14 protein-coding genes are annotated in these 13,094 nt (G+C 27.3%); 3 read left to right on the plus strand and 11 right to left on the minus strand.

Annotation, left to right across the window (positions count from 1 at the left end; genetic code table 11):
- Position 1 precedes the first annotated feature (1 nt).
- From trkA to AC5SMR_RS03610, 3 genes are read right to left on the minus strand one after another with little or no spacing between them, the layout of a single operon-like run.
- Complete coding sequence (gene trkA, locus AC5SMR_RS03600; RefSeq protein ID WP_494577395.1) at positions 2-1,393, minus strand: Trk system potassium transporter TrkA; 1,392 nt, start codon at positions 1,391-1,393, stop codon at positions 2-4.
- Positions 1,394-2,749, minus strand: coding sequence for a sigma-54-dependent transcriptional regulator (locus AC5SMR_RS03605; RefSeq protein WP_494576084.1), 1,356 nt, complete (start codon positions 2,747-2,749; stop codon positions 1,394-1,396). It lies immediately after the preceding gene.
- Positions 2,749-4,530 carry an ATP-binding protein gene (locus AC5SMR_RS03610; RefSeq protein ID WP_494576086.1) on the minus strand — a complete coding sequence of 594 codons (1,782 nt, stop codon included), beginning with the start codon at positions 4,528-4,530 and terminating at the stop codon, positions 2,749-2,751. Before AC5SMR_RS03610 ends, AC5SMR_RS03605 begins: the two co-directional genes overlap by 1 nt.
- Before the next feature lie 33 nt (positions 4,531-4,563).
- On the opposite strand from AC5SMR_RS03610, the gene ispD reads away from it, so the two are divergent.
- Genes ispD through AC5SMR_RS03625 form a run of 3 tightly spaced genes read left to right on the plus strand, consistent with a single transcriptional unit; the run spans position 4,564 to position 6,633 of the window.
- A complete protein-coding gene (ispD, locus tag AC5SMR_RS03615) occupies positions 4,564-5,679 on the plus strand; it encodes a 2-C-methyl-D-erythritol 4-phosphate cytidylyltransferase (protein ID WP_494576088.1) in 1,116 nt (371 codons plus the stop codon).
- A complete protein-coding gene (locus AC5SMR_RS03620; RefSeq protein ID WP_494576090.1) occupies positions 5,672-6,175 on the plus strand; it encodes a phosphatidylglycerophosphatase A family protein in 504 nt (167 codons plus the stop codon). The genes ispD and AC5SMR_RS03620 overlap by 8 nt, the downstream gene beginning before the upstream one ends.
- Positions 6,142-6,633, plus strand: coding sequence for a CinA family protein (locus AC5SMR_RS03625; RefSeq protein ID WP_494576092.1), 492 nt, complete (start codon positions 6,142-6,144; stop codon positions 6,631-6,633). Before AC5SMR_RS03620 ends, AC5SMR_RS03625 begins: the two co-directional genes overlap by 34 nt.
- A gap of 19 nt (positions 6,634-6,652) precedes the next feature.
- Here the strand turns inward: AC5SMR_RS03625 and AC5SMR_RS03630 are convergent, their stop codons facing one another.
- Genes AC5SMR_RS03630 through AC5SMR_RS03665 form a run of 8 tightly spaced genes read right to left on the minus strand, consistent with a single transcriptional unit; the run spans position 6,653 to position 13,091 of the window.
- Positions 6,653-7,090, minus strand: coding sequence for a type II toxin-antitoxin system RatA family toxin (locus AC5SMR_RS03630; protein ID WP_494576094.1), 438 nt, complete (start codon positions 7,088-7,090; stop codon positions 6,653-6,655).
- A complete protein-coding gene (lipA, locus tag AC5SMR_RS03635; protein WP_494576096.1) occupies positions 7,090-8,016 on the minus strand; it encodes a lipoyl synthase in 927 nt (308 codons plus the stop codon). The genes AC5SMR_RS03630 and lipA overlap by 1 nt, the downstream gene beginning before the upstream one ends.
- Positions 8,006-8,308, minus strand: a complete 303-nt coding sequence (locus AC5SMR_RS03640) for an FtsB family cell division protein (RefSeq protein ID WP_494576098.1) — start codon at positions 8,306-8,308, stop codon at positions 8,006-8,008. Before AC5SMR_RS03640 ends, lipA begins: the two co-directional genes overlap by 11 nt.
- The gene (gene eno, locus AC5SMR_RS03645; RefSeq protein WP_494576100.1) at positions 8,308-9,564 is read right to left on the minus strand and encodes a phosphopyruvate hydratase; all 1,257 of its coding nucleotides are present in this window, start codon (positions 9,562-9,564) and stop codon (positions 8,308-8,310) included. The genes AC5SMR_RS03640 and eno overlap by 1 nt, the downstream gene beginning before the upstream one ends.
- On the minus strand, positions 9,565-10,389 hold the full coding sequence (gene kdsA / locus AC5SMR_RS03650; protein ID WP_494576102.1) for a 3-deoxy-8-phosphooctulonate synthase: 825 nt from the start codon (positions 10,387-10,389) through the stop codon (positions 9,565-9,567).
- Positions 10,386-12,002, minus strand: a complete 1,617-nt coding sequence (gene pyrG / locus AC5SMR_RS03655; protein WP_494576104.1) for a CTP synthase — start codon at positions 12,000-12,002, stop codon at positions 10,386-10,388. Before pyrG ends, kdsA begins: the two co-directional genes overlap by 4 nt.
- Before the next feature lie 40 nt (positions 12,003-12,042).
- A complete protein-coding gene (gene secG, locus AC5SMR_RS03660; protein WP_020169376.1) occupies positions 12,043-12,345 on the minus strand; it encodes a preprotein translocase subunit SecG in 303 nt (100 codons plus the stop codon).
- Positions 12,346-12,350: 5 nt separating this feature from the next.
- Positions 12,351-13,091 carry a triose-phosphate isomerase gene (locus AC5SMR_RS03665; RefSeq protein ID WP_026362722.1) on the minus strand — a complete coding sequence of 247 codons (741 nt, stop codon included), beginning with the start codon at positions 13,089-13,091 and terminating at the stop codon, positions 12,351-12,353.
- Positions 13,092-13,094: the final 3 nt, after the last annotated feature.

Consider the following 13,094-nt stretch of genomic DNA (forward strand, 5'->3'; position numbering starts at 1 on the left):
ATTAAATAGAACTTATACGAAACATGTTTTCTACAACATGTAGGAAATCTTTATTAGCCAAAAGAACGACAATATCCTCTTTTTTAAATACAAAATTTGATCTAGGGATAATTACTTCTTCGCCTCTTAAAACTGCACCAATTCTTATTTCATCTGGTAAGTTAGAATTTTTTAACTCTTTATTTACTAACTCTGAAGTTTCAATAATTTCAGCTTCAATAATCTCATATTCACCATTCAAAATACTATAAGCATTTTCAATAGTACCTTTGTGAATGTGTTTTAAGATACTTGATACAGTATTCATTCTAGGATCAATAAAATCATCAATTTTTAAAGAAGTTTGTAAAAGAGAATAATTGGGCTTGTTAATTAAAGCCATAGTTCTTTTGTCACTTAATTCATCATTGTCTTTAGCAAATTTTTCAACCAATACACTTATCATTAAATTATCTTCGTCATCATTTGTTAGAGCCAAAACAGTTTGAACCTCTTCTAAATTTGCCTCCAATAAAACTTCTTCATCTAAAGCATCTCCATTTATAACAATTGTGTTATTTAATTGGCTTGCAATAAGTTCTGCTCTTTCCTTATCTTTTTCTATTATTTTAACTCTTGCAGAATCAAAACTTTCTTCTAAATTTTTTGCTAAGTTAAATCCTATATTTCCTCCTCCAATAATCAAAATTTTATTAGAAATTTTTTCTGTATGACCAAAGGCTGCTAAAGTTTCATTCATTTGTGAGGCGTTAATTACAACATAAGCTTTGTCTTCTTTAAGCATAACATCTGTTTTTTTTAATAAAACAAATTTTTCATCTCTAATTACTCCCATTATATTAGAATTAAGTTTTGGAAATTTTTTTGTAAGCTCATTAAGTTTGATGTCTTTTATTGGACAATTTTCATCTATCAAAATCTCTAGCAATCTAATTTTATTATTAGCAAAAGGAACATTATCTAGTGAACCAGGAGCTTCTAATTTTCTTTGAAGTGATTTTGCTATCTCAATCTCAGGTGAAATAATAACATCTATTGGTAAATTTTCTTTATTATAAACTTTTGTAAATTTTGGATTTAAATAATCTTGTGATCTAATCCTTGCTATTTTTTTTGGAACATTAAATATTGAAAATGCTATTTGACATATCAACATGTTAATTTCATCATTACGTGTTACTGCAATAATCATATCAGCTTCAGTTGCGTTTGCTTTCTCTAAAATTGATGGATAGGTAGCTTTACCCACAATAGACTTTACATCTAGTGTGTCATCAATCTTTTGTATATCTTCACTTGATTGATCAATTATAGTTATTGAGTGTCCTTGCTCACTTAAAATTTTTGCAATAGTAAAGCCCACTCTACCTGCTCCACAAATTATAATATTCATTTAGTTTAATTCCTTGATCCCTAAACCTTTAAGCTTTCTATGTAAGGCAGATCTTTCCATTCCAATAAAATCAGCAGTTTTTGATATATTGCCATTAAATTTTTTTAATTGTGTAGTTAAATACTCTTTTTCAAAATTTTCTCTAGCTTCTTTTAGTGGTATAGATAAAGAGTTTTCTGATGGTATATTTCTAATATCAGGTGTTTTTAGAGATTCTTTAATAATATTTGAAATTTTATCAGTACTATCAGGCGCAAGTATTGCTATTCTCTCTATTAAATTTCTTAATTCTCTAACATTTCCTGGCCAATCATAGTTGAGTAAATATTTATTATTTGTATCAATACTTAGTTTTTTTAAATTGTAGTTTATTGAAATTTTTTCAGAAAAATATTCAACTAACAAAGGTATATCTGAAACTCTGTCTTTTAAAGGATCGATGTTAATTTCAAATACATTAAGTCGATGATATAAGTCCTCTCTAAAATTACCATTTTCTATTTCTTTTTTTATATCTTTACTAGATGAGCATATAATCCTTACATCAACATTAATATCATGGTTGCCATTAATTCTTCTAAATTTTTGATCTATTAAAACTCTTAAAATTTTAGATTGAGTATCAAGTGGGATTTCAGAAATTTCATCTATTAAAAGTATACCCTTTGTTGATTTCTCTAAAGCGCCATAAGTTATGGAGCCATTATCTTTTTCTTCGCCAAATAATTCTAATTCATATTTTTTAATATCAAGTAATGCGCCATTCAAAATAACAAAAGGACCCTTCTGTCTTTTGGATTCTTTATGTATTTTTCTTGCTATCAATTCTTTACCTGAGCCAGTAGGTCCATTGATAAAAATTCTACTTTCAGAAACTGATATTTTATCTATTTGATCTTTTATTTTTTTAAAATTGTCACTAACACCAATTAGTTCATAAGAATAAAAAAGTTTACTTTCAAATTCTTTATTCTTATTTTTAAGATTTAAGTTTTCAACAGCTCTATTAACAAAGTTTAATAATCTCTCCTGATTAAAGGGTTTTTCAATAAATTCGAAAGCACCAGCTTTTAAAGCTTTGATTGCCATTTCAACGTTTGCATGACCCGTAATTATTATAACTGGAATATTTTTATCTTTAGTTTTAATATGTAATAAAAGTTCTAAACCATCATTGTCACTTTTGTCTAACTTAACATCTATAATTGCAACATCTGGAAGTTTTTTATCAATCTCATTTAATGCTTGGTTATAGTTTGCGGCTAATCTTGTTTTGTAGCCAGCTTCAATTATTAGATCGTTAATAATATTTCTAATATCTGCATTATCATCAATAATTAATATTTCAGTACTCATTATTTTGTAAATATAATTTCAATTTTTGCGCCCTTTTCAAGTGATATAAAATTTATTTTACCATTATGATCATTTATTATTTTATTAACAATCGACAAACCTAAGCCAGTACCTTTTTTTTTGGTTGTAAAGTAAGGATTTAGAATGTCTTTTACATTGTTTTTAAATATTCCAAATCCTAATCCATTATCAATAATTATGAAGTTAATAATTTCCTCATTTTCATTTATAGAAATATCGATTTTTCCATTAAAATTAACATTATCAATTTTTTTATCCTGTATACTTTCAATAGAGTTTTTAATTAAATTGAAGAAAACTCTACTTAATTGTTCATTATCAGAGTTTAAAAAAATATTGGATTTATTTGATTTAAAATCAATTATAATTTCATTATCTAATTCATTTATTAATTTAACATTATCTTTTATCAAGGAAACTAAGTTATTATTTTTGAGAATTGGTTTTGGCATTCTTGCAAAATCCGAAAATTCATTAACTAGATTTTCAATTTGTTTAATTTGTTTTCCAATAATCAATAAACTTTTGGAAAAGTCTTCTTTTTCATGATCTGCTACTTTTTCTGAATATTTGCTTTTCAATTTATCAATGGTTAATTGAATAGGTGTGAGTGGATTTTTAATTTCATGAGCTAATTTTCTAGCTAGATTTTCCCAAGCTTCATGTCTTTCTTTGATTATAATTTTTTCTTGTTGTGCTTTTAATTTATCTATCATTAAATTAAAATTTTGATTTAAAGTCTCCATATCTTTATCAGTTTTAATTTCTGGTACTTTAATATCTAGATTACCTTTTCCAATATTAGAAGATGCAATAATTAAATTATTAATAGACCTAAAAAACCTTGATGAAAATCTTATAGCTATTGATATGGATAAAAATAATAATAATGAAACTATAACAAGATAAATAAATACAAATGATATCTTAATTCCAGTTTGTTTATTTAGAACTGTGTAGTAAAAATTAAGCGCTTCTTGAGATTCTAGTAAATATTGAGAAATTTTTTTATCTAAATACTTTATTATATATAAATACTTACCATCAAAGTTTTCAAGCTTCATAATGGATGCAGTTTGATTTTTATAAGCATTAATAATCTTAAGTGGTCTTTTATCGTTTTGGACCATTTCTAAAGCATCAGTTAAAGGTGGTGTATATAAAGTATTATCTTCTAAAGTTGATAAATATAAATTTCCATTACCTTCAATAATATGAACTTCATCCATACCTCTAATTAGTTTTTGAGTTTTAAGAAAACTTTTAAATTGATTAATATTTGTATTTAAAAAATTGATACTTTTGTTTAAATCAAATGCTATTAAAATTATTTCTGATTGTGTTTTTGTTCTAACTTCTTCTGTATAGCTTTTTGCAATTTCATAAGAATTATTAACAGCTGTTGTTATTTTTTTATCCAAATATTTATCAAGAGCAAATGAAAGGAGAAATAATGAAAATAAAGAAATTAAAATCGAAGGAATTAAAGTAAATAATGCAAAGAATGTTATATATTTTCTATTGGCTTTAGAGCCACTTACATCAACATCTATCTTTAAAGAATTTCTTACTTCTGAAAATATCATAAAAAAAAGAAGTATTAACAATGCAATATTTCCAATTAATAATAGTTGGAGATTATCATCAGATAATCTTAAAAAACTTTTATCAATAAATGTTAAAAAAGTTATAAAACCTGTGAATAAAGTGGTTAAAAATATTACAATGATGAATATATTTTTTTTAATAAAATCAATCATTTTGAACAAAATAATGTGTTATATATTTTTATCATGAATAGTTGCTTTATAATACTTGCTGGCGGTGAAAGTAAAAGATTTAATTCAAATACTCCAAAACCCTACACAAATTATAGAGGTAAACCTTTATTATTGCATTCAATTGATAAAGCTAAAGTTTTTAATAAATTTAATAAAATTGTCCTGGTAATAAATAAAAAACATAAAATTTATATCAAGAAACTTAATATTAAAAACATCAAAATTATCACAGGTGGTAAAACAAGAGCAGAGTCTGCCTATAATGCCTTAAAAAGTATTAAAAGAAATAATTTTAAAAATGTAATAATTCATGATGCTGCAAGACCGAATTTTTCTCTGAAACTTTTAGATAAACTAATGAATGAATTAAAATCAAATGATTGTGTAATTCCTGCAATTCAAACTACAGATACGGTTAAGCAGAAAATTTCGAATAATGTTAAAAATTTAAAAAGAGAAAATATTTACTTAATCCAAACACCTCAAGCATTTAACTATAAAAAACTTTCTTCACTTCAAAATAACAAAAGTAAGGAAGTTACTGATGATGCGAATTTGTTTGTAAGAGCTGGTAAAAAAATAAAAATTATAAAAGGAGAAACTGCTAACAAAAAAATTACAATAAAATCAGATATTAAGTTTAATAATTTAATAAAATTTGGACTAGGTTTTGATGTTCATAGGTTGGTACCTAATAAAAAACTTTATTTAGGTGGAATTAAAATACCTTCACCCATTGGTACATTAGGTCATTCAGATGGAGATCCTGTATTACACGCTGTAACAGATGCCATACTTGGAGCTTGTTCTATGGGTGATATTGGTGAAAAATTTTCGGATAAGAATAAAAAATTTAAAAATATTCGATCTACAATTCTATTAAGTGAAATCATTAAGCAGATTGTTAAAAAAGGTTACCTAGTCAATAATCTTGACATTAATATTATTACTCAAAAACCTAAAATCCAAAAATTTAAAAAACAAATATCGAATTGTATTGCAAAAATCTGTAATATCTCTCCTAGTCAAATTAATATAAAAGGTAAAACAACTGAAAAATTAGGTGTGATTGGTAAAGAAAAGGCAATTGCCTGTGAAGTGATAGCCTCAGTTATTAAAAATGATTAAATCTATCAACTCATTATTTGTTACAATGTTTGGTCTTGGTAAGATTAAGTATATGCCTGGAACTTTTGGGTCACTGGCTACTGTGATTATTCTTTATTATCTATTCCACACTTTAAATATTTCATCAAATATAATTTTAGTTGGGTTAATAATAATATTTATTTACGCATTTTATGCGGTTTCAAGTCATATAGAAAATAATGAAAATAAAGATCCTAGTGAAATTATAATTGATGAATTTTTAGGTCAATCAATTCCCATATATCTTTATGAGATATCACATGGAACAACAAAAGATGGAGTAGAAGCTATTTTTTATTATGCACTATTTTTTATTCTTTTTAGATATTTTGATATCATGAAACCATTTCCTGTAAACTTTTTTGATAAAAACTTTAAAAATAGCTTTGGTGTAATTATGGATGATATTTGTGCTGGTTTTTATGTGGTTTTAACCCTTTTATGTTTCATGGTTTTAAAGAGCTACATTTTATAATGAAAAATATTGTAAAAAAATTAATCAAAAAAAAACTTAAAATATCTTTTGCCGAGTCTTGCACAGGAGGGATGTTAGCTGCATCTATTACTTCCATTAGTGGCGCATCTAAAGTATTTAACATAGGTCTTATTACCTATTCTAATCAAGCAAAAATCAATATTTTAAATGTAAATAAAAATATTATCAAAAAATATGGCGCTGTTAGTGCTGAATGTTGTGAGGCTATGGTTATGAATTTAGCAAAGATATCTAAAGCTCAAATAAATGTATCTGTCACTGGTATTGCAGGTCCTAATGGTGGGACTAAAAATAAACCAGTCGGACTAATCTATATTGGAGTAAAAAAATCTAATAAAATAGTTGTCACTAAAAATATTTTTAAACAAAAAACAAGAAACTCAATTCAAAAAGCTTCAGTAAAAAGAGCCTTGGATATTGTTAGCTCTTTAATTTAAGCAGTCTTTTACATTTTTTTTATACTGTTTCAGCTCTTTTTTGGAAAGCATCAGCAATTTTATTTAAACCAAATTCAAAAGATTTTTCCATTAACAAATTTAAAAACTTATTTTTAATTTCAAAATCAACATCAAAATAAACCTCAGTTATGTTGTTATTTTCTATAAATTTCCAATTATTTTGTAAGTGTTTAAGTGGCCCATCTAAATTAGTAACATTAATCGTGTCATCTTTTTTATTAAATCTAACGTCACTTTTATAGGTATCGCTAAAAGGACCCTTTCCAATTGTTAAATCCGCTATGATTAAAATTTGATTTTTTTCTTCTTTTCTATCGTAGACTTTTGAGTCTAAGCAAAAAGGTATGAATTCTGGATATTTTTCAATATCTAAAACAAACTCAATAAGTTTATCTTTTTTTTTATTTATGCTTCTTTTAACTGATGCCTTAGGCATTAATGATTATTAATTCTATTTTGTTGAAGTTTAGCGAAATCTTCATCTGCATGGTACGAAGATCTAGTTAAAGGTGTCGATGAAACTAATAAAAATCCTTTTGATTTTGCAATTGTTTCTAACTCTTTAAATTCATCTGGATGGTAATAACGATCTAAGGGGTGATGTCTTACAGAGGGTTGTAAGTATTGACCAATGGTTAAAAAATCTACTTCAGCTGCTTTTAGATCATCCATCACTTGAATGATCTCCTCTTTATTTTCACCTAATCCAACCATTAACCCTGATTTTGTGAAAACATTTTTATTAACTATTTTTGCATTCTTTAAGAGTTCTAATGATGAAAAATATCTAGAGCCTGGTCTTACTTTTAAATAAAGTCTAGGCACAGTTTCAATGTTATGATTAAAAACATCAGGATTAGCTTCTAGTACTTTTTTATAAGCATCTCCTTTTCTTAGAAAATCAGGTGTTAAAACCTCAATTGATGTATTAGGATTTCTTTTTCTTGTTTGATCAATTACCTCAAAAAAATGATTTGACCCTCCATCTTCAAGATCATCTCTATCAACAGAAGTGATTACGACATGTTTTAAATTTAATTTTTTTACGGCTTCAGCAATCTTAACGGGTTCTAATGAGTCTAGTTTTCCTGGCTTACCTGTTTTTACATCACAAAAAGCACATGCTCTTGTGCAAGTATCACCCATTATCATAAATGTTGCATGTCTTTTACTCCAACATTCTGTGATATTCGGACAGTTTGCTTCCTGACATACGGTTACTAAATTATTATTATTAACAATTGTTTTTGTTAGAAAAAACTCTTTACTATTAACAAGTTTGGATCTTATCCAATCAGGTTTTTTTTTGATTGGATTTAAAGGTTTGTTAACTTTTTCTGGATGTCTTGGCTTAATTGTCATTCTTTTTAATTATATAAAGGGTCTCTCCTTCTTTGCCAAACATAAATTTTTCTCTAATTAAAGTTTCAACATAATCTAGGTCTAATTTATTACTTAATAGAGAGTTTTTAAATTCAAGCTGTTTGATTTTATTAGATAAATTAGCTTCTTCAATTTTGAGATTAACTAAAATTTCTTTTTTTTTAAAATAAGAAAAAAGGCCTCTTTCACCATCTAGAAGGTTAAAGAAAAAATAAAGTATTAAAAAAGTAGAGATTAATAAAAAATAATTGTTTTTTAATTTACCCAGCATTAATAAATTTTACTCATTGATGCTTTTTTTCCAAGTTCTTCTTCTATACGTAATAATTGATTATATTTTGCAACACGTTCTGATCTAGCTAAAGATCCAGTTTTGATTTGATTAGAATTTGTACCTATGGCCAGGTCTGCTATAAAAGTGTCTTCACTATCTCCAGATCTATGAGAAATTATTGTTTTATATCCAATAATTTGTGCAAACTTTATAACTTCAAGTGTTTCGGATACCGTACCAATTTGATTGAGTTTAATTAATATAGAGTTTGAAGAATTATTTAAAAAGCCTTTTTTAAGTCTTTCTAAATTGGTTACATACAAATCATCTCCAACTATTTGCACATTATTAGTATTTTTCATTAATTTACTCCATGCTATCCAATCATTTTCTGCAAATGGATCTTCAATAGATTTAATTTTGTATTTACTTATTATCTTCTTATATTCTTTAATAGATTGATCTACCGAAACAAATTTTTTTGAGTGAATAGAATACTTATCTTTCTTCATTAATTCATTTGCCGCCACATCTAAGCAAATCGAAACATCTTTGCCATTTTTAAAACCAGACTTATTAATTGCAGCAACAACTAAATCCAAAGCTTTTTGATTGTTACTAATCATTGGAGCAAAGCCCCCCTCATCTCCTACAGATGTTGACAACCTTTTCTTTATAATCAGCTTTTTTAAGTTATTAATTACAACAAAGCATATTCTCATAGCTTCTGAAAAACTCTTAGCTTTATCCGGTCTAATCATGAACTCTTGAATTCTTAATTCGTTATTAGCATGTGCTCCACCATTGATAATATTCATTAATGGATATGGTAATTTATAATTATTTTTTACTAAAAAAGTCTTATACAGTGGAATATTCTTAATCTTTGCTGAAAGTTTTTTAGCAGCCATTGATACGGCTAAAATAGCATTAGCACCTAAATTTGTTTTTTGCCTAGTACCATCAAGATTAATTAAAATTGTATCGATACGTGTTTGATCATGAATATTTGTACCTATTAATTTTTTTGAAATTTTTGTATTAACTAAATTAACTGCACCTAAAACACTTTTACCTAAATATTTTTTATTATTATTGTCTCTTTTTTCAAATGCTTCGTAAGTTCCTGTTGAAGCACCCGATGGACAAATGGCAGACGCACTTAATTTTTTTGAATAAACTTCAGCTTCAATTGTGGGGTTTCCTCTGCTATCAAAAACTTGACGAGCTTTAATCTTTAAAATCTTACTCATTTATTTTTTAATCAGATTATCTATTTCAAATAATTGAGATAGTAATTTTTCTAATTTATCTAACGGAACCATGTTGGGACCATCAGATGGAGCATTATCTGGGTCTTGATGTGTTTCAATAAAAACACCTGCAACACCTACAGCAACCGCAGCTCTTGCCAAGTATTCAACAAATTCTCTTTGACCACCACTAGTCTCGCCTAGGCCTCCAGGTTGTTGAACTGAGTGTGTGGCATCAAAAATAACAGGATAACCATTTTTTGCCATTATAGGTAGAGATCTCATATCAGAGACAAGAGTATTATAACCAAAGCTTGCTCCTCTTTCTGTAACTAAAATATTATTATTACCTGAGTCTGCAATTTTTTTTGTAACATTAACCATATCCCAAGGTGCTAGGAATTGACCTTTTTTAACATTTATAATTTTTCCAGTTTTAGCTGCAGCAATTAATAAATCTGTTTGCCTACATAAAAATGCAGGAATTTGTAATACATCAACATGAGGAGCTACAACTGAACATTGTTCAGCATTATGTATGTCAGTTAATATTGGAACTTTTAATTCTTTTTTAATCTTATCAAAAATAGGTAAAGATTGTTCAAGCCCCATACCTCTTTTTCCTTTTAAACTTGTTCTATTAGCTTTATCAAAAGATGTTTTGTAAACAAAGCCCATATTAAACTTAGAAGTTATTTCTTTAATCTTACCAGCCATATCCATGGCATGCTGTTTAGTCTCAAGTTGGCATGGGCCAGCAATAATAAAAATTTTGTTACTATTTGAAATTTCTATGTTTCCACAATTAACTTTTATATTTTTCATTTATGATTTTTAGCTGCTTTGATAAATGATGAGAATAAAGGATGTGGTGCTAAAGGTCTAGATTTAAATTCTGGGTGAAATTGAACGGCTATAAACCATGGGTGGTTTTTTAGCTCAATAATCTCTGGTAATTTATTATCTGGAGATAATCCTGAAAAGATAAGGCCATTTTTTTCAAATTGATCTTTATAACTAATATTAACTTCGTATCTATGTCTGTGTCTTTCTTGAATTGATTTTGATTTATAGATTTTTCTAATCAAAGAATTGTCTTTTAATTTGGCTTCATAAAGACCAAGTCTCATAGTACCACCAAGATTTTTATCAGTACCTTTGATTAATTTACCATCTTTATTCCATTCAGAAATTAAACCAATGATTGGTGTTCCTCCAAATCCAAACTCACTTGATGTGGCCTTCTTTATATTTAGCTTATTTCTTGCAAACTCAATAATAGCCATTTGCATACCAAAACAAATTCCAAGGAAAGGAATTTTTTTTTCTCTAGCATATTTAATTGCTTCAATTTTTCCCTCTGTTCCTCGTTTGCCAAATCCTCCTGGTATCAAAATTCCAGAAACACCTTTTAATTTTTTTTTAATTTCAGAAATTTTTAAGTTCTCCGAATCTATTCTCACTAAATTAATTTTTGAATTATTATCAATACCACCGTGTGTTAAAGCCTCATCTAATGATTTATAAGCATCTTTAAGTTCTACATATTTTCCAATAATTGCAATATTGATTGTTTTTTTTGTGTGTATAACAATTTTGGTAATTTTTTTCCAAGGATTTAAGTTAACATTTTTTCTAGATTTTATTTTAAAATATTCAAGAACTTGTTTATCTAAATTTTCTCTACTAAAGCTAATTGGTGCTTCGTAAATGGTTTTAACATCTACAGTTTGAATTACATTTTCAATTCCAACATTACAGAATAAGGATATCTTTTTTCTATGCTCTAAGGGTATAGATCTTTCAGATCTACAAATTATTATATCAGGTTGAATACCTAGACTTCTTAATTCTTTAACAGAGTGTTGAGTAGGTTTGGTTTTAATTTCATCTGAAGCTTTAAGATATGGGACTAATGTTAAGTGAATAAATAAAGCATTTTTTTTACCCACATCATTGGAGAATTGTCTGATAGCCTCTACAAAAGGGAGGCTTTCTATGTCACCAACTATTCCACCAATTTCACAAATTACAAAGTCCTCTTTTGATGTATCGCTTTTTATAAAATCTTTAATACGGTCAGTTATATGTGGGATAACTTGAACGGTTTTTCCAAGGTACCCTCCTTTACGTTCTTTTCTTAAAACATCACTGTAAATTTTTCCCGTTGTAATATTGTCAGATTTTTTTGCAGATATTCCAGAAAATCTTTCATAATGACCTAAATCTAAATCTGTTTCCGCACCATCATCTGTTACAAAAACTTCACCATGTTGAAAGGGACTCATCGTTCCTGGATCAACATTTAAATAGGGATCTAGTTTTCTTAAACGTACATTAAAACCTCTAGATTGTAACAAGTAAGCAAGGGAAGCTGAGGAAAGACCTTTTCCTAATGAAGAAACCACACCGCCGGTAACAAAAATAAATCGCGCCATGGTATTATCTTATAGCGATTAATTAATGAATTTAAAAGGATTAATTATTATTTTCAGGAATTGAAGGCGTATCACCTGACTTTTCCTCAATGATATCCAAGACTGAAGATGTGGGTGTTAACTCACCTCTAGATATAATTGTTAAAGCTAAGCTACAAATTATAAATAAAGTTGCAACTACTGCGGTAGCCTTACCCATAAAATTACCTGCAGATCTGGAAAGCATAAAATTATCCTGAGAGACACCAATCCCAAGAGCACCACCTTCTGATTTTTGTACAAGTATCAAAAGTACAAGTATTGTTGCTAGCACTAAGTTGACTACTAATAAAATATTTTCCATGTGGCTTAACTATACGTTTTTTTGACTATATCAATAAATTTTTTAGCACTTTGAGATGCACCACCAATCAAAAAACCATCAATATTATTAATTTTTTTTAAGTTTGTAATATTTTCAGGGTTGACTGAACCTCCATATAAAACTTTTGGCAATTTATCTCTAAATTTACTTTTAATAAATTTTATGGTTTTAAAAAGATCATATGATTTTGGAATAATGCCACTGCCAATAGCCCAAACAGGCTCATAAGCAATAAAAATATTAGATTTATTTTTAATATTTTTTAGACCAATTTTAATTTGTTTAGATAAAATTGAACGTGTCTTTTTTTTTCTTTTTTCACTTAAAGTTTCACCAATACAAAAAATAACTTTTAATTTAGCTTCGAGAGCACTTTTTATTTTTAGATTAATTAGTTTATCACTCTCACCTTGTTTTCTATTTTCAGAATGACCGATAATTACAAAATGCGCACCAATGTTTTTTAACATACGGGAATTAACATGACCAGTGTGGGCACCATAATCTTTGCTTTCATGACAATTTTGTCCACCAATACCAATTTGACAATTATTAAATTTTTTAGCAAAAGAACTTATTAACGTATTTGGAGGGCAGTAAATTAATCTACCTCCCTTTATTTCTTTAGATTTTGAAAATCTAATAACTTTATCCAATGTATTTAAAGAAGATAAATTCCCATACATTTTCCAATTAGCTACAAAATACATATATTTATTTGTCATAAT

The sequence above is a fragment of the Candidatus Pelagibacter sp. PS_28 genome (assembly GCF_059417885.1).

Coding starts and splice junctions, on each gene's coding strand:
- AC5SMR_RS03620 (WP_494576090.1), top strand. CDS start 5,672: ATGATTAAATCTATCAACTCATTATTTGTTACAATGTTTGGTCTTGGT.
- pyrG (WP_494576104.1), bottom strand. CDS start 12,002: ATGGCGCGATTTATTTTTGTTACCGGCGGTGTGGTTTCTTCATTAGGA.
- ispD (WP_494576088.1), top strand. CDS start 4,564: ATGAATAGTTGCTTTATAATACTTGCTGGCGGTGAAAGTAAAAGATTT.
- AC5SMR_RS03630 (WP_494576094.1), bottom strand. CDS start 7,090: ATGCCTAAGGCATCAGTTAAAAGAAGCATAAATAAAAAAAAAGATAAA.
- secG (WP_020169376.1), bottom strand. CDS start 12,345: ATGGAAAATATTTTATTAGTAGTCAACTTAGTGCTAGCAACAATACTT.
- AC5SMR_RS03665 (WP_026362722.1), bottom strand. CDS start 13,091: ATGACAAATAAATATATGTATTTTGTAGCTAATTGGAAAATGTATGGG.
- eno (WP_494576100.1), bottom strand. CDS start 9,564: ATGAGTAAGATTTTAAAGATTAAAGCTCGTCAAGTTTTTGATAGCAGA.
- AC5SMR_RS03640 (WP_494576098.1), bottom strand. CDS start 8,308: ATGCTGGGTAAATTAAAAAACAATTATTTTTTATTAATCTCTACTTTT.
- trkA (WP_494577395.1), bottom strand. CDS start 1,393: ATGAATATTATAATTTGTGGAGCAGGTAGAGTGGGCTTTACTATTGCA.
- AC5SMR_RS03610 (WP_494576086.1), bottom strand. CDS start 4,530: ATGATTGATTTTATTAAAAAAAATATATTCATCATTGTAATATTTTTA.
- AC5SMR_RS03625 (WP_494576092.1), top strand. CDS start 6,142: ATGTTTCATGGTTTTAAAGAGCTACATTTTATAATGAAAAATATTGTA.
- kdsA (WP_494576102.1), bottom strand. CDS start 10,389: ATGAAAAATATAAAAGTTAATTGTGGAAACATAGAAATTTCAAATAGT.
- AC5SMR_RS03605 (WP_494576084.1), bottom strand. CDS start 2,749: ATGAGTACTGAAATATTAATTATTGATGATAATGCAGATATTAGAAAT.
- lipA (WP_494576096.1), bottom strand. CDS start 8,016: ATGACAATTAAGCCAAGACATCCAGAAAAAGTTAACAAACCTTTAAAT.